This window comes from Arthrobacter sp. Y3222053 (assembly GCF_059092805.1).
The window spans coordinates 314,916-334,986 of sequence record NZ_JBNHIA010000003.1 but is presented as its reverse complement, the minus strand read 5'-3'; the positions used below and the strand labels follow the sequence as shown (position 1 = coordinate 334,986).

Genomic DNA, 20,071 nt, shown 5'->3' with positions numbered 1-20,071 from the left:
GGATCCGGCGGTCAGACGGCGTCGGCCAGGGTGCCGAGGTAAAGCTGAATGACCTTGGGATCCTTCATCAGTTCACGACCGGTGCCGGTGTAGGCGTCCCGGCCCTGGTCCAGCACGTAGGCGCGGTCGCAGATCTGCAGGCAGCGCCGTGCGTTCTGCTCGACCATGATCACGCTGACGCCTGCACGGTTGATTTCATGCACCCTCAGGAAGGTCTCGTCCTGCTTGACGGGGGAGAGACCTGCACTGGGCTCATCGAGCAGCAGCACGGCCGGCTCCATCATCAGGGCCCGTCCCATAGCCACCATCTGGCGCTCACCGCCGGACAGGGACCCCGCGCGCTGGGCCCGGCGCTTGGCGAGCTCCGGAAACAGCTCGGTGACGAAGTCGAACCGCTCACGGAACCGCTTCGGACGCTGGTACATGCCCATCTGCAGGTTCTCCTCGATCGTGAGCGAGGGGAAGACGTTGTTGGTCTGCGGTACGAACCCCACCCCGCGGCTCACCAGCTTGTTGGCCTTCAGTCCGGTCAGGTCCTGGCCACGCACGGTGACGGTGCCCGAATGGACCTTCACCAGCCCGAACATGGCCTTGAGAAGGGTCGACTTCCCCGCCCCGTTGGGCCCGATGATGCCGATCAGCTCACCCCGCCTGGCCTCGATGCTGCAGCCGTTGAGGATGTTCACGCCCGGCAGGTAGCCGGCCACGAGGTCGGTGACGGTGACGACGGCGTCGCCCTCGAAGTCCTGGGCGGTCATGGCTTCTCCTTGCGTTCGTCGATGCGCCGGCCGACGATGCCGTCCGGCTCCTCACCGATCACGGACTCGGGGTCGTGCTCGAGTTCCTCCTCGAGCTTCTCGAAGCCCTTGGAATCGCCCAGGTCGACGTCGTGGTGGGCGCCGAGGTAGGCGTCGATGACCGCGGGATCCTTCATCACCTCGGCCGGCGGGCCCTCGGCCACCACCTTTCCTTCCGCCATGACGATCACCCAGTCCGCGATGTGCCGGACCATGTGCATGTCGTGCTCCACGAAGAGCACCGTCATGCCGTCGGCCTTCAGGTTGCGGATGTGGTCGAGCAGGGACTGCGTCAGGGCGGGGTTCACGCCTGCCATCGGCTCGTCGAGCATGACCAGCTTGGGGCGGACCATCAGGGCGCGGGCCATCTCCAGCAGCTTCCGCTGCCCGCCTGAAAGGGACGCGGCGTAATCGGTGCGCTTGGTGTCGAGTTTGAACCGGGCCAGCAGTTCATCCGCCTGCTCAGTGATTTCCTGCTCCCGCCGCTTCCACAGCGGCGGCAGCAGGGCCCGCCGCAGGGCCTCGCCGGGCTGCTGCGACGCGCCCAGGCGCATGTTCTCCAGCACGGTCAGCTTGCCCATCACCTTGGTCAGCTGGAACGTGCGCACCATGCCCAGCCGCGCCACCTTGTAGGCCGGCACGCCGGCCAGGTCCTGCCCCTCGAACGTCCACGTCCCGGACTGCGGCGTGTCGAATCCGGTCAGGAGGTTGAACAGGGTGGTCTTACCGGCCCCGTTGGGCCCGATCAGGGCGGTGATCTTGTTCCGCGGGATCTCCACATGCCCGACATCGACCGCTTTGATGCCGCCGAACGCCCGGGTCACGTCGCTGGCGACCAGGATGGGATCGCGCTTGCGGCAGCCGGGGCCGGGCTGTTCGGCGATGGGCCGCGTGTCGGTCATGTGGTCGACGGCGGACGGCGCGTCGGCTGCGTGGGCTCCGGCCGGCCCCTGGCCTGCCGGTTCTGCTGCATGGCTCATGCGAACGAGAGCTCCTTCTTGTTCCCGAGGATGCCCTGGGGCCGGTAGATCATCAGCAGCATCAGGGCCACGCCGACCAGGATGTAGCGCAGCTGGCCGGCCTGGACGGTGCTGATGAAGGTGACGGCGCCGGATTCGACGGCGCCGTAGATCAGGCTCTGGGTCAGCGAGAGCACGGCCCAGAACACCATGGCCCCCAGCACGGGTCCCAGGACCGTGGACATGCCGCCAAGCAGGAGCGCCGTGTAGAGGAAGAACGTCAGCTCCGTGCCGTAGTTGGCCGGCTGGACCGCCCCCCGCTGCAGCGTGAAGATGATGCCGGCCAGTGAGCCCAGGAGGCCGCCGATGATCAGGGCCTGCATCTTGTAGGCGTAGACGTTCTTGCCCAGGGCGCGGACGGCGTTCTCATCCTCCCGGATGCCCTTGACCACCCGCCCCCAGGGGCTGCGGATCAGCATCCAGACCACCAGGCAGGCCGCGGCGACGACGATCCAGGCGATGATGCGGATCCACAGGTCCCGCTCGTTCCAGGTGAACAAGACCAGGTCATAGCTGCCGGCCGGGATGGGGTTCAGGGCGTAGAACCCGCCCTCGAAGGCGGCCAGGCCGTTGGCTGAGCCGGTGACTTCGGTGAGCCCGTTGGTGGTGACGACGTAGCGGACGATTTCCGCGGCGGCGATGGTGACGATGGCCAAATAGTCGGCCCGCAGGCGCAGCGTCGGCAGGCCGAGCACGACGGCGAACGCGACCGAGGCGATGAGCGCCACCAGCAGCGCCACCGGCAGCGGCGCACCGAAGGTCAGGACGGAGATGGCGAAGCCGTAGGCGCCGACGGCCATGAAGCCCGCCTGGCCGAAGTTCAGCAGGCCGGTGTAGCCGAAGTGCACCGCCAGCCCGAGGGCCGCGAGTGCGTATGCGGCGGTGGTGGGGCTGATCATTTCCCCCAGCGCGTTGATCAGGATGTTGCCGATGTCCATGCCGAAGCCCCTAACCTATGCGCTCGCGGCGGCCCAGGATGCCCTGCGGCCGGACGAGGAGGACGAGAATCATGATGACCAGCGCGCCTACGTATTTTAGGTCCGCTTCCAGCCAAAGGGTGGAGATCTCCACGAAAAGCCCGACGATCACCGAGCCGATGAGCGCCCCGAAGACCGTGCCGAGACCGCCGAGGGTGACGCCGGCGAAGATCAGCAGGAGAATCTGCTGGCCCATGTTGAACGAAACCCCGGGACGGTAGTAGGCCCACAGGATGCCGCCCAGCGCCGCGAGGGCGCCGCCGGTGGTCCAGACGATCCGGATCACCCTGTCGACGTCGATGCCCGACGCCGCGGCCAGCGGGGGATTGTCCGCCACCGCCCGGGTGGCCTTGCCGATCCTGGTGCGCAGCAGCAGCATCGCCACGACCAGGATCACCACCAGGCTGACCCCCAGCGAGACCAGGCTGTTGCGGGAGATCGATACCGGACCGAAGTTCAGGATGGGACTCTGCGCTCCCGGCAGCTGCTGCGTGCCGCCGCCGAAGAAGAACAGGATGATGTACCGGGCCGCCAGTGCCAGGCCGATGCTGACGATCATCATCGGTACCAGGCCGCTGCCGCGGCGGCGCAGCGGTTTCCAGAGTCCGGCGTCCTGCCCCCAGCCCGCGGCGGCGCCGCCGACCACGGCCAGTGGGATGGCCAGCCACGTGGGCAGCCCCGCGGAGTAGAAGGCAAAGGCCAGCACCGCCCCGAGGGTGACCATCTCGCCGTGCGCGAAGTTCGTCAGCCCGGTGGTGCCGAAGATCAGCGAGAGGCCGACGGCGCTCAGCGCCAGCAGCAGCCCGAAGCTCAGGCCCGCCACGGCCCGTTCGGCCAGCACGGTGGCGAAGCTGTCCTGCTGCACCACGATGCCCTCGCCCAGCAGGAAGAGGGTGGTGATGTTCGAGGTGCCGGTGAAGGCGACGTCGCGCGGATTCTCCTGGCCCTCGGCCAGGGCGACGCCGTCCGGCAGCGTGGATTCGTCCACGGCCACCTCCCAGGTGCCCTGCTCCGGGACACCGATGGACCAGGAGCCGTTCTCCGAGGTGAAGGTCTCCGCCTCGTATCCGTTGCCGACGGCGGTGATCCGCACGTCCGGTACCGGTGCGCCGGCGTTGCGGAGGACTCCGCTGATGCGGTTCTGGAAGTCCGCACCGTCGGTCGCGCCCGGGCTGGCCGACGCCTCAGGTGCGGGCGTGCCGGGCGGAGTGGTGGTGGCCTGCGCGGGCAAGGAGCCGAACAGCAGTGCGGCCCAGATGCCGATCACCGCTGCCAGCACCCCGGTCATCCGGGCTGGCGCCGAAGTAGTTCCCAAGACTGAAACCTCCACGCGGGGGTTCGGGCGCCGGATAGGCGCAGTGGCGTGACGCATGTGATGCATGTCACGGAGTGAGGAACATGCTAACCGTGGTTTGTTTCCGTCGGGACGCGATTATGTTGACGGCGGGTCGCGAAACGATAACGACTTCGCTCAGGCGGCGCGGGAGCAAGGGCGAACGGGGTCGGCGCGCGGGGGTGAAGCCGAATCGTTATGCGCAGGCGCCCGGTTGCGGGAATCCCGGAGTCCTCCCGTCCGTTGGGATTGGTAGGCTTCTGAAAACAGCCCCCCGACGATGGAGGACAGACCCACATGGCACTTGGCGGCAACCCAGTATTCAACGGAAAGAACTTCCGTTCCCAGACCGGCGGTGCAGCCATGGCTGAACACCCGGCAGCCCCCGCGGCCGCCGGACAGTACATGAGCCCGCAGCAGCTGCAGGAAATGTATACGGCGCCGTCCGCCGGCCCGGCTCAGACCGGCCGGATGACCTACGACGACGTCATCATGAAGACCCTGGTCTGCCTGGCCGTCGTGGTGGCCGGCGCGGCCGTCGCCCTCGCCGTCGCACCTGGGCTGGCCATGGGCCTGATGATCATCGGTGCCCTGGGCGGTTTCGTCCTGGGTCTGGTCAACTCCTTCAAGCGCGAGCCGGTGCCCGGCCTGATCCTCGCCTACGCCGGCCTTGAGGGCCTGTTCCTGGGCGGCATCACCCGCGTCATCGACAGCTACGCCCCGGGCGTGGGCCTGCAGGCCGTGCTCGGCACCCTGGCCGTCTTCGGCGTCACCCTCGCCCTGTTCAAGAGCGGCAAGGTCCGCGCCACCCCGAAGGCCATGCGGTTCTTCCTGATCGCCATGGTCGGGTACGCGGTGTTCTCGCTGCTCAACCTGGGGCTCATGCTCTTCGGCGCCACCGACAGCGCCTGGGGCCTGCGCACCGACGTGACCATCATGGGCATTCCGCTGGGCGTGCTCGTGGGCCTGCTGGCCATCGGCCTCGCTGCGTTCTCCCTGATTGTGGACTTCACCTCCATCGAGGCGGGCGTGCGCAACGGCGCTCCGCAGCGCTACTCCTGGTCCGCGGCCTTCGGCCTGACCGTGACCCTGGTGTGGCTCTACGTCGAGATCCTTCGCCTGCTGGCCATCCTGCGCGGCGGCGACGAGTAAGGCAGAGCAGCTCAAAAACCCAAGGCGGGGGCCGCGGACCATGTCCGCGGCCTCCGCCTTTTGCGTTTCACTCTGGTCCCGCGCCGAGGCCTGCGCCTACAGTCGTGCTTTCCGCCGCTGCCGGACCTTCCGGACCGCATGGCAGCAGCGGGCACGGCGGACCGCGGTCGGGGGACCGGCGCCGGGAGAGGACGGTCATGGCGGGGAACGGCACGGCCAAGGTCCCGGAACGCCTCCAGCAGCTGCTGCTTGACGCCGGGGGGCTGGAGGACTTCCTTGCCGCGTTCGCCGCCTTCTGTGCGGACGAGCACGCCGGCATGGGCGTGCACGAATGCGCCGTCACGCTCGAGCGGAGCCGGCGCCCGCGGCTCTGGACCGGCAGCAGCGGGCGGGCGGACCGGATGGACGAGGCCGGGGTGGGGGAGGAAGGCCCCTGCAGCACGGTACTGGACACCGGAGCGGAGGTCCTGGTCCGGGATCTGGGCAGCCACCGCCGGTACCGGGCGTACGGTGCCGCCGTGGCCGAAACCGGGCTGAGGTCGGCTGCAGCCCTCGCCCTGGTCCTGGAACCCGGCAGCCGCGGAGCGCTGGCCTGCTACGCGGAGGCCCCCGAGTCCTTCGGCACCGACAGCATGGGACTGCTGAGGCGCTTTACCGCCGCCGCCGCCCCCTCCCTTCGGCTGGCACTGCGCCTGGACGCCCAGCTCCACCGTGCGCGGAACCTCCAGGCGGCCCTGGAGTCACGCACCGTCGTGGACATCGCCGTCGGCATCATCATGGGGCAGAACAGCTGCAGCCAGGAGGCAGCGGTCCAGATCCTGCGCAACGTCTCCAACTCCCGCAACATCAAGGTTCGGGACGTCGCCGCCGGCGTGGTTGCAGGCGTGAGCGAGCGGGTTCGCACCCATTTCGATGAATAGCCGGGGGTGCTGCGGGTAGGCTGGATCCATGTCCCAGATACACCCGGAAGGACAGCCGGCCACCGGCGAGCAGTTCACCCTTTCCCGGGGGGACTCCCACGCCGTTATTGCGGCCCTCGCAGGCGGGCTCCGAAGTTTTACGGTGGAGGGCGTCCAGCTGGTCGAGACCTATCCGGACGATTCGATTGCCCCCTCAGCCGCCGGAATCCTGCTCGCCCCATGGCCCAACCGCGTGGCCGACGCCCGGTGGACGCTCGGCGGCGAGGTCCAGCAGCTGGACATCACCGAGCCGTCCCGCGGCCACGCCAGCCACGGGCTCCTGCGCAACACCGCGTACGGCCTGGTCCGGCAGACGTCGGAGTGCGTCATCCTGCAGGCCGCCATCCATCCCCAGCACGGGTGGCCCTTCCATCTGCTGCACCGGGTGAGCTACTGCCTCGACGGGGCCGGCCTGAGAGTGCGGCAGGAACTGGTGAACCTCTCCAGCCGCAGCGCGCCGGCTGCCTTCGGCGCCCATCCCTTCCTGAGGCTGGGCGACACGCCCACCGAGGATCTGGAACTGAGCGTGCAGGCCTCCGCGCGCCTGGAAACGGATGACCGGCTCATACCCATCGGCGAAGTACCTGTCGACGGCGGCTACGACCTGCGCCGCGGCCGGAGGGTGGGTGAACTGCTCACGGACACCGCCTACACCCGGCTCACCGCCGAACAGGGCGAATACCGCCATGTGCTCCGGGCCCCGGACGGGCGCAGCCTCACGCTGTGGACGGACCAGGCCTTCCCCTATGTGCACGTCTTCGTCACCGACCGGTTCCCGGGGCGGGCCCGCGCCGTCGCGATCGAGCCCATGACCGCCCCCGCCAACGCCCTGAACTCCGGCGAAGGCCTGCTGTGGCTCGATCCCGGGGCCTCCGTGGGCGGCGAATGGGGGATCAGGCCCGGCCGCTCCACCCGGTTCCCGTAACGGACCGGCGGCGAGAAGCCTTTATGGAAAGATGAGGCCATGAGACCCCACGCACGACGGACCGCCGCCCCCCGGGCTGTCCAGGCGGCGGCCGTGCGTTCCGCCCGCGCCGGCGACGACGTTCCCTACGCCCTTCGGATCAGCGCCTCCTGGGCTTGGCGGCTCGGCGTCGTGCTGATCGTCGGCTCCGGGCTGATCTGGATCCTGAGCCATTTCACGCTGATCATCATTCCGCTGATGATCGCCGCTCTGCTGGCCGGGCTGCTGGCACCGATCTCGGCCTGGCTGCAGCGCAACCGGGTGCCCGGCGGGCTTGCCGTGACCGTCACCATCGTGACTTTCCTCGGCCTGATCGTCGCGGCCCTGACCCTGGTGGGACGCCAGCTGGCCCTCGGTTTCCGGAATCTCTGGGGCGAGCTGCTCACCGGCTTCGAGCAGATCCAGGACTGGCTGGCCAGCGGACCGCTGCAGGTCACGAGCGCCCAGATGCAGGACCTGCTGGACGAGGCCGCCGGCACCCTGCAGAACAATTCCGCCAACATCCTGTCCGGTGCCCTGACCGTGGGCAGCAGCGCCGGCCACTTCGCGGCAGGCATCCTCCTGGTCCTGTTCGCGCTGATTTTCTTCCTGCTCGACGGGCGGCGGATCTGGCTGTTCACCGTGCAGCTGATGCCGCGCCGCGCCCGGCCGGCGGCCTACGGCGCGGGCGTGCGCGGCTGGACGTCGATGGTCAACTACGTGCGGGTGCAGATGGTCGTCGCCCTGATCGACGCCGTCGGCATCGGGGGCGGTGCCGCCCTCATCGGTGTTCCGCTGGCGCTGCCGCTGGCCGTGCTGGTCTTCCTCGGCGCCTTCGTGCCGCTGGTGGGGGCGTTCGTCACCGGCTTCGTGGCCGTGCTGCTGGCCCTGGTTGCCAACGGCTGGGTGAACGCGCTCATCATGCTGGGCATCGTGCTGCTGGTCCAGCAGGTGGAGTCCCACATCCTGCAGCCGCTGATCATGGGCCGCGCGGTGTCCCTCCACCCCCTGGCCGTGGTTGTCGCCGTCACCGGCGGCACGCTGGTCGCCGGCATCGCCGGTGCGCTGTTCTCGGTGCCCCTGCTGGCGATCCTGAACGCCATGGTGCGCTACATTTCCGGCCGGGAATGGGAACACGACCCCGCCCTGGAGAAGGATCCCCTGTTCAGCTCCGAGGCGGCGGGGCCACCCCCCGGAGCCGCGGAACCCGAAGACGATGACGAAGACGAGCCGGCGCACGGCGCCGGCGATGGAAAAAGAGAACTGACGTGACCGACCTGCCCCTGCTGCCCGTAACCATCGACGACGTCGAAGCTGCCGCCAAGCTGCTGGACGGCGTGATTGAACGCACCCCCATCGAGGCCTCCCGCGCCCTGGGCCGGATGACGGGCGGCGAGGTGTTCTTCAAGTGCGAGAACCTGCAGCGGGCCGGGTCCTTCAAGGTCCGCGGCGCCTACGTGCGGATGGCGCGGCTCAGCGACGAGGAGAAGGCCAGGGGAGTGGTGGCGGCCTCCGCCGGCAACCACGCCCAGGGCGTGGCCGTGGCGGCCGCCCGGCTGGGCATCCATGCACGGATCTACATGCCGCTGGGCGTCGCGCTGCCGAAGCTCGCCGCGACCCGCGGGCACGGCGCCGAAGTGGTGCTGCACGGGCACAACGTCGACGAGGCCCTGGCCGAGGCCCAGCGGTTCGCCGATGAGACCGGCGCGGTCTTCGTGCACCCGTTCGACAACGTGGACATCATCGCCGGCCAGGGCACCATCGGACTGGAACTGCTCGAGCAGGTACCCCACCTGGATACCGTCCTGATGGGTGTCGGCGGCGGCGGGCTGCTCGCCGGCGTCGCCGTCGCCCTGCGGAACCGGGCCCGCGAGCTGGGCCGCGAGATCCGCATCATCGGGGTGCAGGCGGAGAACGCCGCAGCCTACCCGCCGTCCCTGGCCGCGGATGCGCTGGTGCCCCTGACCAAGGTCTCCACGATTGCCGACGGCATCGCCGTGGGGCGGCCCGGACAGCTGCCTTTCTCGATCATCCGGGAGCTGGTGGACGACGTGGTGACCGTCAGCGAGGATTCACTCGCCCGGGCGCTGATCTTCCTCCTGGAGCGGTCCAAGATGGTGGTCGAGCCGGCCGGCGCGGTCGGCGTGGCGGCCCTGCTGGACGGCCGGATCGAGAACCCCGGCACCACCGCCGTCGTGCTTTCCGGCGGCAACATCGACCCGATGCTGATGCTCAAGGTGATCCAGCGCGGCCTGGCCGCCGCGGGACGCTACCTGACCGTGCGGATGCTGCTCGACGACCGGCCCGGTTCCCTGGCCGCGATCTCCCGCATCATTGCCGAATCCGACGCGAACGTCACCGGCGTCGACCACACCCGGGTGGGCGGCTCGATCAGCATGGGAGACGTCGCCATCACCATCAACATGGAAACCAAGGGCGCGGAACACTGCGAGCAGGTGCTGAACAACCTGCGGGCACAGGGGTTCCAGCCGATGGTCCTGGAAGGCTGACCATGGGAGAGCGCGCCCGCACCGCACTGGCATGTTCGCTGGGTTTCGCTGCGGTGCTCTGGGGCGTGTTCATCCTGACGGTGTTCTCCGGCGGCGGGCTCATCCGCGAACTGGGCATTGCCCCGCGCCGGGTGGACGGCCTCGACGGCGTCCTTTTCGGGCCGCTGCTGCACGCCGGCGTCCCGCACCTGCTGGGCAACACCGTGCCGCTGATCATCTTCTCGTTCCTGGTGCTGCTCGAGGGCGTCCGCCGGTTCCTGCTGGTGGCGGGGATCTGCTGGCTGGCCTCCGGCCTCGGCGTGTGGATCTTCGGCAGCGGCCTGACGGTCGGCGTCTCGGGCGTGGTCTTCGGGCTCTTCGCCTATCTGCTGGTCCGCGGGTTCTACAACCGCAGCGCCGGGCAGATCCTGCTGGCCCTGCTGCTGTTCGCCGTCTTCGGCTCCATCCTCTGGGGCGTGCTGCCGGTCAGCTTCGGCGTGTCCTGGCAGGCGCACCTGTTCGGAGCCGCCGGCGGGGTGCTGGCCGCCGTCCTGCTGCGGCCGCGGCAGGCAGACCCGGCGCTGCCGCAGCGCTGAGCCCGGGGCGGCACCCACCGGCCCGTCCGGTGCCGGCAGCGCTTTCCCAGCCCGGGTTCCCCGCGTGCAGGCGGTGCAGACGCCGACGGCGGGCGCCTCCCAGGGGAGGAGCCCGCCGTCGGCGTGTGGGTGCAGGTGCCTAGCCTGCGTACGGCTTGGCGGAGATGATCTCCACCTCGATGCTCTTGCCGTTCGGTGCAGTGTACGTGGTGCTCTCGCCGGCCTTGAGGCCGTTGATTGCGGCGCCGAGGGGCGACTTTTCGCTGTAGACGTCGATGCTGCTGTCACCGGCGATCTCGCGGCTGCCCAGCAGGAAGGTTTCGGTGTCCCCGGCAATGCGGGCCTCGACCAGCATGCCCGGCTCGACGACGCCGTCGTCGGCCGGCGGCTCGCCCACATGGGCGTTGTTCAGCAGATCGGTCAGCTGGCGGATCCGGGCCTCAGCCTTGCCCTGTTCCTCCTTGGCGGCGTGGTAGCCGCCGTTTTCCTTGAGGTCGCCCTCGGACCGCGCCTGCTCGATGCGGGCCACGATTTCCGTGCGCCCGGGGCCGGACAGGTGATCCAGTTCCGCCTTCAGGCGGTCGTAAGACTCCTGTGTGAGCCAGGCGACAGGTGCGCTGTTGGTAGACACGGTCTCTCCTTAATGACATCCGGGCCGCTGGACGGCCCGGTTGGCTGACTGCCCGCCGGGCAACAGCCTGACAAGCAAATACCCCGCCGTGCGGTGACCGGAGGCCAGATTCCCTGGCGTCCCGAGTCCCTGGCATCACCTGGGGCATCACCTGGCGGGGCTGAACGTAGGTCCATATTAGTTGGGCAACCGGAATAACCCAATACCTGCCTCCGGCGGGCCGGGGCGGGAACGGAGGCGTGCTGTGGACCCGCCGGGGCGACGGCGGGCCGGGAACCCGAGGGCGGGGTCAGGAATCCGTGCCGACCACCCAGCAGGTGTGCACGCTTCCCGTGGTGGCCAGGGACACTGTCCTGAGCTCGGCCCGGTGGTGGGTTACCGACTCCTCGGCGGGGCCGATGGTGACGTACTCCCAGCCGACCACGGCGTACCCCTCGTTCAAGGCCTGCACCGCGCAGGTCACCGTCGCCTCGGGGGACTTGGTGAGCTTGAAGTCGACCAGGGTGGAAGTCTCGTCCGGAACGGTGAAACCGACGGGGTCGGTCGTCATTTCCGCCCCGGGCGAGGGCCAGGACGCGTACGCAACCGCGGCGACGGCCACAGCCACACCGCCGCCTGCCAGCAGGAGGCGGGACCGGCGGGACAGCCCCCGCTTGGGCGCCCCGTACCGATTGGCTAGGCTGGGAGCGGAGGCAGCTTCGTCCGAAGGCCTCCGATGGTCCGCGGGGTCCTGGGTGCTCACCCGATCAGTCTACCGAACCGCGGTCCGTCCCTTCCGCACAAACGTTCAGGAGCTCTGCCTTGTCGATGTCCTCTTCGGCACAATCCCCGTCGCTCCGGCCGCAGCCCGGAGCGCTCAGGCTGCTGGCCGTGCACGCCCATCCCGATGACGAAGCGAGCAAAGGCGCCGCCACGATGGCCTCCTACGCCGCCGCCGGCGTCGAGGTCATGGTCGCCACCTGCACCGGCGGAGAGCGCGGCTCGATCCTGAACCCGGCCATGGAGACGAACCCCGCGGCCACGCGCGACCTCGCCGGGCTGCGCCGCCGGGAAATGGCCGCAAGCCGGGACGTGCTCGGGGTCCGGCACCGCTGGCTGGGCTTCATGGACAGCGGCCTGCCCGAGGGCGATCCGCTGCCGGAGCTGCCGTTCGGCTGCTTCGCCCGGCAGCCGCTCGAGACGGCCGCCGCTCCGCTGGTGCGGCTGGTCCGCTCCTTCCGCCCGCATGTGATCCTCAGCTACGACGAGAACGGCGGCTACCCCCACCCGGACCACATCATGGCGCACCGGATCGCCGTCGAGGCCTTCCACGCGGCCGGCGACCCGGAACGCTACCCGGGCACCGGAGCGGCCTGGGAGCCGCTGAAGCTCTACTACGACCGGGCCTTCAACCCGGAGCGCTTCCTGGCGCTGCACCGCGCCCTGGAGGAAGCCGGCCTGGAGTCCCCGTACGCGGCCCGGCTGGCGGCGGTGCTGGAGAGCGACAGCGAAGGCCACCAGCCGCCGCAGCCCACCCACCCCACCACCACCCAGATCGAATGCGGTGAGTGGTTCGACACACGTGACCGGGCACTCATCAGCCACGCAACCCAGGTCGACCCGCAGGGATTCTTCTTCGCCGTCAGCACCGACCTGCAGCGCCGGGTCTGGCCGTGGGAGGACTATTCCCTGATCGAATCCCGCGTACCGACCGAACTCCCTGAACGCGACCTTTTCGCTGGCATACGATAGAGGGCGGGTGAGCAAGCCGCCTGCCTGCCGCAGCAGAAGAAAGACAGACCCGTGAACCTCCTTTACAGCCTGCCCCTGACCGTCAACCCGGTACCGGACGATGAGCTCAAGGAAGGGCTCACTCCCGACATGGTGACCCCCGGCGTGGCGGGCTTCCTGTTCACCCTCTTCGTGGCGGTCGCCATCTTCCTGCTGATCCGCGACATGGTGAAGCGCATCCGGCGGGTCCGATACCGCAGCCAGGTGATGCTCGAAGAGGAAAACGCCGCCGCCGGAACCGGGGCGGCAGAGCAGTCCGACGCCGGTACCTCCGCCGGCCCCGGAGCCGAAGGCTCCGCCCCCCGCACCGGATCCAGGGGCTGACCCGTGGGCCGGCGGCTGCAGGAGCAGGCTTCCGCCTATCTGCGCCAGCACGCCGACAACCCGGTGGACTGGTGGCCCTTCGGCGATGAGGCTTTCGAGGAAGCGCAGCGCCGGCAGGTGCCCGTCTTCGTCTCGGTGGGCTATGCCGCCTGCCACTGGTGCCACGTCATGGCCCACGAGTCGTTCGAGGACCCGGAGACAGCCGAGTACCTCAACCGGCACTTCGTGAACATCAAGGTCGACCGCGAGGAACGCCCCGACGTCGACGCCGCCTACATGGCCGCCGTCCAGGCCCTCACCGGCCAGGGCGGCTGGCCGATGAGCGTCTTCACCCTGCCGGACGGACGCACCTTCTACGCGGGCACCTATTACCCGCCCCGGACCGTCCAGGGCATGCCCGCCTTCCGGCAGGTGCTGGAGGCGGTGAATGAGGCCTTCACCGCCCGCCGCGCCGAAACCGAGGAGGCAGCCGCCCGGATCGCCGCGCATCTGGCTGGCGCCCAGCAGGGAAACCGGCGGCTGCTGGGGCCCCTGGACATGAGCGCCTTCTCGCCCGAAGGCAGCGCCGCCGACGTCTCCGCGGCAGCCCTGTCGCAGGCCGTGGAAACCCTCGCCGACCAGGAGGATCCCGCCTACGGCGGTTTCGGCCAGGCACCCAAGTTCCCGCCGTCGACCGTCCTGCGCTTCCTGCAGCTCCACGCCCGCTCCGATTCCTCCACCGCCGACGTCGCGGCAGGGCTGGCCGGGCGCACCCTGGCCGCGATGGCGCTCTCGGGAACCTATGACCAGCTTGAGGGCGGCTTCGCCCGATACGCCGTGGACCGGCGCTGGGCGGTGCCGCACTTCGAGAAGATGCTCTACGACAATGCCCAGCTGGTGCGCCTCTATGCCTGGTGGGCCCGGGACGCGGCTCCCGCCGACCGCCCGCTGGCCCTTCGCACCGCCCTGGACACCGCGGACTGGATGATCTCGCAGCTGCAGGTATCCGGCGGCGGGTTCGCCTCCTCCCTGGACGCCGACACCGTCATCGACGGCCGGCGGGTCGAGGGCGGAACCTACGTGTGGACCCGTGCCGGGCTGGAGGAGGCCCTGGGCGCCGAGGACGCCGGGTTCGTGGCCGAGCTGATGGATTTGGAGTCCGGCGCGGTGGAGGATGGGGCGTTCACCCTGCATTTCGCCCGCCGGCCTTCCCCGGCGGATGAGGAACGCTGGCTGCGGCTGCGCCCGCGTCTGGCCAGGGCCCGGGACGCCCGTCCGCAGCCTGAACGGGACGCAAAGGTGGTGGCCGGCTGGAACGGCCTGGCCGTGGCCGGGCTGGCCGACGCCGCCGCGGTCGCCGCCGACCTCGGAGACGGCGCCGCCGCGGACCGGCTGCTGGATGCGGCCCGGGCGGCAGCCGACTATGTCCTGGACGTGCACGTGCAGGACGGCAGGCTGCTGCGCACCTCGCACGACGGCGCGGCGCAGGGCATTGAAGGGCTGCTGGAGGACTATGCGGGGCTGGCGGAAGGGCTCTACACGCTGTTTGCCGCCACCGGGGAAGTGCGCTGGTACCGCGAGGCGGAGTGGCTGCTCGCCACGGTCGAGCAGCGCTTCCTGACGGAGGGCCTGCTGCGGGATACGGCGGAGCAGACCGAGCAGCTGGTCCGGGCGCAGGGCACCGCAGCAGCGGCGGACCCGCTGGACGGCCCCGCTCCCAGCGGCACGGCCCTGTTTGCCGGCGTGCTGCTGACCTCCGCCGCCTACACCGGTTCCGCCCGCCGCCGGGCCATGGCCGAAAGCCTGCTGACCCACGCGGCCCTGTTGTCGGTGCGCGCCCCCCGCGCCGTCGGCTGGGCCATGGGCGTGCTGCAGGCCGCCGTCGCCGGTCCGCAGGAACTGGCCGTGGTGGGCTCCGACGCCGCCGAGGTGGCCGCGATGCTCGCCGAGGCCCGCAGGGACGGCGGGCCGGGCATCGTGATCGCCCCGCGGCTGCTGGACGGCGCGCAGCCCGACGCCGGCTCCGCTGCGGCGGCCGCCGCTGCCGTCTCCGCCGGGGCTCGGGCGGTACCGGATGTGCCGCTGCTGGCCTCGCGCGGAGCCGGCGACGGCGCCCGGGCCTACTTGTGCCGGGGCATGGTCTGCGCCCGGCCGGTGGACACCGCCGAGGAGCTCGGCGAGCTGCTGCGCGGCGAGTAGGCGCGGGTCGGCCCGCGCGGCGCGGTCAGGGCTGAACGGCGAGGACGGCCATCATGATGGCTGCGTAGTGCGCGCTGAATCCCGCCAGGGTGAAGGCGTGGAAGATCTCGTGGAAACCGAACCACTCGATGGACGGGTTGGGACGCTTCATGGCGTAGATGACCGCCCCGGCGATGTACATGACACCGCCGACGATGACCAGGACGGCGGCGGGGAGGTTGACGGACCAGAAATCGGGAATGTAGAAGACGGCCGCGAGTCCGAGGGCAATGTAGACCGGCGTGTACAGCCAGCGGGGCGCATTGAGCCAGAGCAGCCGGAACGCGATGCCGGCCAGGGCCCCGGCCCAGATGATGATCAGCAGCAGCCGTGCCTTGTCGTGGGGCAGCAGCGACCAGGCCAGCGGCGTGTAGGACCCGGCGATGACGAGCATGATGTTGGTGTGGTCCAGGCGTTTGAGGACCTTCTTCACCGGCGGAGACCAGTTGCCCCGGTGGTAGACGGCGGAGACGCCGAACAGCAGCACACCGGTCGCTGCGTACACTGCCGAGGCGATCCGGGTGCCGGTGGTGGGAGCAAGGGTCACCAGGATGATGCCGGCGATGAGGGCCAGCGGTGCGGCGCCCAGGTGCAGCCAGCCGCGCAGCCGCGGCTTGATGTCCAGGATGTCGGCCACGGTCTCCACCGCGGATTCGACCGGCCCCGGGGAGCGCCGCGACTCGGGATCGTGCTCGGGCAGGGCTGAGGACTGACGGGAATCCATGACTGCCATCCTAACCTACGGGTCGGTAAGTTACCGGTTGGTAAGCAGGGGGCGGGGCAGGCAGGCGGTAACCTTGGAACTGCCCGATCCACCCACCGATTCCCGAAGGCAGGTGAGAGCCCCGTTGCGCTTTCCCGGCATCGCCTACGCCTGGTACGAGCGTCGCCTGCGGCAGAGCCTGCCCGCGGAGCGGCTCCCTGAGCACATCGGCGTGATGGTGGACGGCAACCGCCGCTGGGCGCGCCTGGCCGGCGCGCCGACCCGGGACGGGCACCAGGCGGGAGCCGACAAGATCCTCGAGTTCCTGGGCTGGTGCCAGGAGCTGGGCGTCCGGGTGGTGACGCTCTATATGCTCTCCACCGACAACCTCAACCGCGATCCCGAGGAGCTGGAACCCCTGCTGGGGATCATCGGCAATACGCTCGATCGGCTGGGAGAACAGCGGGACCTCCGCGTGCAGCCGGTCGGGGCCCTCGACATCCTGCCGGAGGACCTCGCAGCGCAGCTCTGCCGCCTGGGCGAAAGCACCGCCGGCGGCCAGGGGCTGCACGTGAACGTGGCGATCGGCTACGGCGGGCGCCGCGAAATCGTGGATGCCGTCAAGGAACTGCTCCGGGACGCCGAGGCGAACGGCCGCAGCATCGCCGAGGTCACCGAGACGCTCACCGATTCCCAGATCTCCGAGTACCTCTACACCCGCGGCCAGCCTGATCCGGAGCTGGTGATCCGCACTTCCGGCGAGCAGCGGCTGTCCGGATTCCTGATGTGGCAGAGCGCGTACAGCGAGTTCTACTTCTGCGAAGCGCTCTGGCCTGATTTCCGGCGGGTGGACTTCCTGCGCGCCCTCCGCGACTACGCCAGCCGGCAGCGGCGGTTCGGGTCCTGAACCATGCGGGCCCACAGCCGGCGGGAAGTGGGCCTGGCGGCGCTGCTCGCCGCCAGCGCAGGCTTCGTTGACGCTGCCGGCTTCATCCACTTCGGCGGCTGGTTCGTCGCCTTCATGACAGGAAACTCGACCCGCGCCGCGGCGTCGCTGGCCGCCTTCTCCCTGGAGGGATTTCTGGCCGCCTTCGCCTTGATCGCGGCCTTCCTGGCCGGCGTCATCACAGCCTCCCTGCTGCGCCGGGCCGTGCCGTCACGGCCTGCGGCCGCGGTCTGCGCGCTCGTGGGCCTGCTGCTGCTGGGCGCCTGGGCCAGCGTGGAGCCGGCCGGTGTGATGACGGCACCGCTGCTGTCCCTGGCCATGGGCGCGCTGAACTCGGTGTTCGAACGGGACGGGGAAGTGAGCATCGGGCTGACCTATATGACCGGAACGCTGGTGAAGCTTGGCCAGCAGATCGCCGCCGCGCTGGCCGGCGGCAGGCGGACGGGCGCCGGGCGGTACTTCCTGCTCTGGGCGTCCCTGACCGCGGGATCCCTGGCCGGCGGACTCGGGTACCTCGCCGTCGGCCTGGACTGCCTGCCGGCCGCAGCCGCCGTCATTCTGGCCGTCGGCCTGCGCCTGGCCACCCGCACCCCGCGGCCCGGGGAACGGCCCAGGGCCAACGCCGGGTGAATTCCTTTCCCCCTCCCCGTGTCACGGTGCACGGTATGCGGTGCCGGGCGTACCTTGGTGCTATCAATCAGCCAGACGCTGATGAACCGGAGGCCGGATGCACACCAGACGGGTGGTCCAGGCCGCGGCCGGCCCCCGTTCCGGCCTGCGGCAGCTTACTTCGACCCGGGGCCGCCAGGCCCCTGACTGGAGACACCGTGGCCGCCAACACCACCATGCGTCCGGACGAGACCGCCGGCTCCGGAGCCCGGGGCTCCGCCGAAAGCAGCTTTGTCCTCGATACGTCGGTGCTGCTTTCCGACCCGGGCGCGCTCTTCCGCTTCGCTGAACACGAGGTGATCCTGCCGCTGGCGGTGATTACGGAGCTGGAGCACAAACGCCACGATCCGGAGCTGGGCCTGTTTGCGCGCAGCGCGCTGCGCAACCTCGACGACCTGCGGGTCGAGCACGGCGGCCTCGCCGATCCGGTGCCCCTGCCATCCGGCGGCACCCTGCGGGTTGAGCTGAACCACATCGCCCTGGATGTGCTGCCCGCCGGCATGCGGGGCCCGGACAATGACAGCCGGATCCTGGCGGTAGCCTGCAACCTTGCCGCCGGGGGCCGGAACGTCACGGTCGTCTCGAAGGATCTGCCGCTGCGGCTGCGCGCCTCGGCGTTGGGCCTGGCGGCGGAGGAATACCGCAACGGGCTCGTGCGCGATGCCGGATGGACCGGAGTGGCGGAGCAGGAGGTCTCCGAGCAGGACATCGTCGAGCTCTACGCCCACCGCCCGGTGTTCCTGCCCGACGCCGCGGAACTGCCGTGCAACACCGGCCTGGTCCTGCTCTCCGGACGTGGTTCGGCGCTGGCCCGGGTGGGCGCGGACAAACACGTGCGCCTGGTCCGCGGCGAGAACGACGTCTTTGGGCTGCACGGACGCTCGGCCGAACAGCGGCTGGCCATCGACCTGCTCCGCAACCCTGAGGTGGGCATCGTCTCGCTCGGCGGACGGGCGGGCACCGGCAAGTCCGCGCTTGCGCTCTGTGCGGGCCTGGACGCCGTGCTGGAGCGGCGCGAACACCGCAAGGTGATGGTGTTCCGGCCCCTGTATGCCGTCGGCGGCCAGGAGCTGGGCTATCTGCCCGGTACCGAGTCGGACAAGATGGGCCCGTGGGGGCAGGCGGTCTTCGACACCCTGGAGGCCGTGGTGTCGCCGGCCGTGGTCGAGGAGGTCCTGGAGCGGGGCATGCTCGAGGTGCTGCCGCTCACGCATATCCGCGGACGCTCCCTGCACGACGCCTTCGTGATTGTGGACGAGGCGCAGTCCCTGGAACGCAACGTGCTGCTGACCGTGCTGTCCCGGATCGGCCGGAACTCCAAGGTGGTGCTGACCCATGACATCGCCCAGAGGGACAACCTGCGCGTCGGCCGGCATGACGGCGTGGCCGCCGTCGTCGAGGCCCTGAAGGGCCATCCGCTGTTCGGGCACGTCACCTTGAACCGATCGGAGCGCTCGCCGATCGCCGCGCTGGTGACCGAGCTGCTGGAGGAGGGCCAGCACGGTTGAACCCGGGCGGGGCCGGACGGCGGCTACATCCGGCCCCAGCGGGCCCGGGCGAGGGCGAAGATGCCGTAACAGATGAGCCCCACGGCGATCACCAGGATCACCGGCACGCCGACCGGATACTGCAGCAGCGTCCTCAGGCTGCCGTCCAGTCCGGTGGAGTCCTGCGGCCGATAATTGTACGCGGCGGCTGCGAACAGCAGCCCGACCAGGACCAGGGCCACGCCCTTGGCTATGTGCCCGACGACGCCGAGCGCGTTGAGCACGCGCCCGCGGCGGGTGTCCTCAAAGTACCGCAGCTCCGGTCGAAAGCGGCGCGCCGAGCCTTTGTAGATGAAGTAGACGCCGATCCCCAGGATCAGGGCCCCGACGCCGGCCAGCGCCGGGATGCCCGCGGCGGAGTCCAGGACCGTGCGGCTGAAGGAGGAGATGCTCTCGCCCGAGTCCCTGCCCCGGCCCCGGGCGAAGGAGGCAAAGGTGAGGGCCACACTGCCGTAGATGAAGAACAGCGAGCCGGAGGAAACGGCCTTCGCCGCCCGTGCCCGCAGCTTCTCCCGCCGCATCCGGACCGTGGCCTCCGCCAGCTGCCAGACGGCCAGCGCTGCGCACGCAACGCAGCCGGCCCACATGATCGCCGGCCCGAAGGGCTCCGTCCGGGCCAGCGGGCCGATGGCCCCGCTGGTTTCCGCCTCGCCGTAACCGCCGAGGGCAACCTGCAGGGCAATGCTCCCGATCAGTATGTGCAGCAGCGCCATCACCGCGAATCCGATGCGGGCCGTGACGTCCAGCCAGGGGCGGTTGGAGGCGCGCTCCAACGTTGCCGCGGCGCCCTCGGCCGCACCGCTCCCGTCCGGCGTGCTGTCCCACGGGCGCTCCGAAGCCATAACCATCCTTTCCTGCGTGCTGCGGCCGATGCCGCTCCGGACCGGTCCCGGGAGCGGGCCCCGCCCCCGGGTACCCCCTTCACCTTGGCGGCGGGCGCTCCGTGGCGGGCAACGTGGCCCGCCGCGCCCCGTCTTTGTCCACAATAGAACCGCGCCG

The 20,071-nt window shown here is 70.1% G+C and carries 20 protein-coding genes; 12 read left to right on the top strand and 8 right to left on the bottom strand.

Going from position 1 to position 20,071, the window contains the following annotated elements; all coding sequences use genetic code 11:
• Nucleotides 1-11: 11 nt before the first annotated feature.
• The 4 genes from AC5RUW_RS09565 to AC5RUW_RS09550 all read right to left on the bottom strand — a co-directional run bounded on the left by AC5RUW_RS09565 (nucleotide 12) and on the right by AC5RUW_RS09550 (nucleotide 4,081).
• Nucleotides 12-758, bottom strand: coding sequence for an ABC transporter ATP-binding protein (locus AC5RUW_RS09565; RefSeq protein WP_494007699.1), 747 nt, complete (start codon nucleotides 756-758; stop codon nucleotides 12-14).
• The gene (locus tag AC5RUW_RS09560; RefSeq protein ID WP_494008088.1) at nucleotides 755-1,699 is read right to left on the bottom strand and encodes an ABC transporter ATP-binding protein; all 945 of its coding nucleotides are present in this window, start codon (nucleotides 1,697-1,699) and stop codon (nucleotides 755-757) included. Before AC5RUW_RS09560 ends, AC5RUW_RS09565 begins: the two co-directional genes overlap by 4 nt.
• 74 nt (nucleotides 1,700-1,773) lie before the next feature.
• Nucleotides 1,774-2,754 carry a branched-chain amino acid ABC transporter permease gene (locus AC5RUW_RS09555; RefSeq protein WP_494160478.1) on the bottom strand — a complete coding sequence of 327 codons (981 nt, stop codon included), beginning with the start codon at nucleotides 2,752-2,754 and terminating at the stop codon, nucleotides 1,774-1,776.
• A gap of 10 nt (nucleotides 2,755-2,764) precedes the next feature.
• Complete coding sequence (locus AC5RUW_RS09550) at nucleotides 2,765-4,081, bottom strand: branched-chain amino acid ABC transporter permease (protein ID WP_494160800.1); 1,317 nt, start codon at nucleotides 4,079-4,081, stop codon at nucleotides 2,765-2,767.
• Between the two features lie 342 nt (nucleotides 4,082-4,423).
• Between AC5RUW_RS09550 and AC5RUW_RS09545 the strand changes: the two genes are divergently transcribed.
• The 6 genes from AC5RUW_RS09545 to AC5RUW_RS09520 all read left to right on the top strand — a co-directional run bounded on the left by AC5RUW_RS09545 (nucleotide 4,424) and on the right by AC5RUW_RS09520 (nucleotide 10,265).
• Nucleotides 4,424-5,278, top strand: a complete 855-nt coding sequence (locus AC5RUW_RS09545; RefSeq protein ID WP_494160477.1) for a Bax inhibitor-1/YccA family protein — start codon at nucleotides 4,424-4,426, stop codon at nucleotides 5,276-5,278.
• 197 nt (nucleotides 5,279-5,475) lie between these two features.
• Nucleotides 5,476-6,198, top strand: coding sequence for a GAF and ANTAR domain-containing protein (locus AC5RUW_RS09540; protein WP_494160476.1), 723 nt, complete (start codon nucleotides 5,476-5,478; stop codon nucleotides 6,196-6,198).
• Between the two features lie 28 nt (nucleotides 6,199-6,226).
• Nucleotides 6,227-7,162 (top strand): aldose 1-epimerase family protein, encoded by a 936-nt coding sequence (locus tag AC5RUW_RS09535; RefSeq protein ID WP_494160475.1) that lies wholly within the window; start codon nucleotides 6,227-6,229, stop codon nucleotides 7,160-7,162.
• A 39-nt stretch (nucleotides 7,163-7,201) separates the two neighbouring features.
• On the top strand, nucleotides 7,202-8,452 hold the full coding sequence (locus tag AC5RUW_RS09530; protein WP_494160474.1) for an AI-2E family transporter: 1,251 nt from the start codon (nucleotides 7,202-7,204) through the stop codon (nucleotides 8,450-8,452).
• Nucleotides 8,449-9,690, top strand: a complete 1,242-nt coding sequence (gene ilvA, locus AC5RUW_RS09525) for a threonine ammonia-lyase (protein ID WP_494007693.1) — start codon at nucleotides 8,449-8,451, stop codon at nucleotides 9,688-9,690. Before AC5RUW_RS09530 ends, ilvA begins: the two co-directional genes overlap by 4 nt.
• 2 nt (nucleotides 9,691-9,692) lie before the next feature.
• Nucleotides 9,693-10,265, top strand: a complete 573-nt coding sequence (locus AC5RUW_RS09520; RefSeq protein WP_494160473.1) for a rhomboid family intramembrane serine protease — start codon at nucleotides 9,693-9,695, stop codon at nucleotides 10,263-10,265.
• A gap of 139 nt (nucleotides 10,266-10,404) precedes the next feature.
• Here the strand turns inward: AC5RUW_RS09520 and greA are convergent, their stop codons facing one another.
• Both greA and AC5RUW_RS09510 read right to left on the bottom strand, forming a co-directional pair.
• Nucleotides 10,405-10,896: a transcription elongation factor GreA gene (greA, locus tag AC5RUW_RS09515; protein WP_494007691.1), complete on the bottom strand. Its 492-nt coding sequence runs from the start codon at nucleotides 10,894-10,896 to the stop codon at nucleotides 10,405-10,407.
• A gap of 289 nt (nucleotides 10,897-11,185) precedes the next feature.
• Complete coding sequence (locus AC5RUW_RS09510) at nucleotides 11,186-11,638, bottom strand: DUF4307 domain-containing protein (protein WP_494160472.1); 453 nt, start codon at nucleotides 11,636-11,638, stop codon at nucleotides 11,186-11,188.
• 65 nt (nucleotides 11,639-11,703) lie between these two features.
• Between AC5RUW_RS09510 and mca the strand changes: the two genes are divergently transcribed.
• Genes mca through AC5RUW_RS09495 form a run of 3 tightly spaced genes read left to right on the top strand, consistent with a single transcriptional unit; the run spans nucleotide 11,704 to nucleotide 15,168 of the window.
• A complete protein-coding gene (mca, locus tag AC5RUW_RS09505) occupies nucleotides 11,704-12,627 on the top strand; it encodes a mycothiol conjugate amidase Mca (RefSeq protein WP_494160799.1) in 924 nt (307 codons plus the stop codon).
• A gap of 51 nt (nucleotides 12,628-12,678) precedes the next feature.
• The gene (locus tag AC5RUW_RS09500; RefSeq protein ID WP_494160471.1) at nucleotides 12,679-12,990 is read left to right on the top strand and encodes a hypothetical protein; all 312 of its coding nucleotides are present in this window, start codon (nucleotides 12,679-12,681) and stop codon (nucleotides 12,988-12,990) included.
• Between the two features lie 3 nt (nucleotides 12,991-12,993).
• Nucleotides 12,994-15,168 (top strand): thioredoxin domain-containing protein, encoded by a 2,175-nt coding sequence (locus tag AC5RUW_RS09495; RefSeq protein WP_494160470.1) that lies wholly within the window; start codon nucleotides 12,994-12,996, stop codon nucleotides 15,166-15,168.
• A gap of 25 nt (nucleotides 15,169-15,193) precedes the next feature.
• Here the strand turns inward: AC5RUW_RS09495 and trhA are convergent, their stop codons facing one another.
• Nucleotides 15,194-15,844, bottom strand: a complete 651-nt coding sequence (gene trhA / locus AC5RUW_RS09490; RefSeq protein ID WP_494160798.1) for a PAQR family membrane homeostasis protein TrhA — start codon at nucleotides 15,842-15,844, stop codon at nucleotides 15,194-15,196.
• 211 nt (nucleotides 15,845-16,055) lie between these two features.
• Here trhA and AC5RUW_RS09485 point away from each other — a divergent pair, with 211 nt between their 5' ends.
• The 3 genes from AC5RUW_RS09485 (at nucleotide 16,056) to phoH2 (ending at nucleotide 19,033) form a co-directional block, all read left to right on the top strand.
• Complete coding sequence (locus AC5RUW_RS09485) at nucleotides 16,056-16,817, top strand: isoprenyl transferase (protein ID WP_494008085.1); 762 nt, start codon at nucleotides 16,056-16,058, stop codon at nucleotides 16,815-16,817.
• 3 nt (nucleotides 16,818-16,820) lie between these two features.
• Nucleotides 16,821-17,486, top strand: a complete 666-nt coding sequence (locus AC5RUW_RS09480; protein ID WP_494160469.1) for a YoaK family protein — start codon at nucleotides 16,821-16,823, stop codon at nucleotides 17,484-17,486.
• Between the two features lie 215 nt (nucleotides 17,487-17,701).
• Nucleotides 17,702-19,033, top strand: coding sequence for an RNA 5'-3' helicase PhoH2 (phoH2, locus tag AC5RUW_RS09475; protein ID WP_494160797.1), 1,332 nt, complete (start codon nucleotides 17,702-17,704; stop codon nucleotides 19,031-19,033).
• Between the two features lie 23 nt (nucleotides 19,034-19,056).
• Here phoH2 and AC5RUW_RS09470 read toward each other — a convergent pair whose 3' ends face one another.
• Complete coding sequence (locus AC5RUW_RS09470) at nucleotides 19,057-19,914, bottom strand: DUF1206 domain-containing protein (RefSeq protein WP_494160468.1); 858 nt, start codon at nucleotides 19,912-19,914, stop codon at nucleotides 19,057-19,059.
• Nucleotides 19,915-20,071 lie beyond the last annotated feature (157 nt).

Excerpts from the sequence above, each read along its gene's own strand:
- AC5RUW_RS09535 (WP_494160475.1), top strand. The coding sequence starts at position 6,227 with ATGTCCCAGATACACCCGGAAGGACAGCCGGCCACCGGCGAGCAGTTC.
- AC5RUW_RS09545 (WP_494160477.1), top strand. The coding sequence starts at position 4,424 with ATGGCACTTGGCGGCAACCCAGTATTCAACGGAAAGAACTTCCGTTCC.
- AC5RUW_RS09555 (WP_494160478.1), bottom strand. The coding sequence starts at position 2,754 with ATGGACATCGGCAACATCCTGATCAACGCGCTGGGGGAAATGATCAGC.
- AC5RUW_RS09560 (WP_494008088.1), bottom strand. The coding sequence starts at position 1,699 with ATGACCGACACGCGGCCCATCGCCGAACAGCCCGGCCCCGGCTGCCGC.
- AC5RUW_RS09520 (WP_494160473.1), top strand. The coding sequence starts at position 9,693 with ATGGGAGAGCGCGCCCGCACCGCACTGGCATGTTCGCTGGGTTTCGCT.
- AC5RUW_RS09470 (WP_494160468.1), bottom strand. The coding sequence starts at position 19,914 with ATGGCTTCGGAGCGCCCGTGGGACAGCACGCCGGACGGGAGCGGTGCG.
- AC5RUW_RS09550 (WP_494160800.1), bottom strand. The coding sequence starts at position 4,081 with ATGACCGGGGTGCTGGCAGCGGTGATCGGCATCTGGGCCGCACTGCTG.
- mca (WP_494160799.1), top strand. The coding sequence starts at position 11,704 with ATGTCCTCTTCGGCACAATCCCCGTCGCTCCGGCCGCAGCCCGGAGCG.
- AC5RUW_RS09530 (WP_494160474.1), top strand. The coding sequence starts at position 7,202 with ATGAGACCCCACGCACGACGGACCGCCGCCCCCCGGGCTGTCCAGGCG.
- AC5RUW_RS09540 (WP_494160476.1), top strand. The coding sequence starts at position 5,476 with ATGGCGGGGAACGGCACGGCCAAGGTCCCGGAACGCCTCCAGCAGCTG.
- phoH2 (WP_494160797.1), top strand. The coding sequence starts at position 17,702 with ATGCGTCCGGACGAGACCGCCGGCTCCGGAGCCCGGGGCTCCGCCGAA.
- AC5RUW_RS09565 (WP_494007699.1), bottom strand. The coding sequence starts at position 758 with ATGACCGCCCAGGACTTCGAGGGCGACGCCGTCGTCACCGTCACCGAC.
- AC5RUW_RS09480 (WP_494160469.1), top strand. The coding sequence starts at position 16,821 with ATGCGGGCCCACAGCCGGCGGGAAGTGGGCCTGGCGGCGCTGCTCGCC.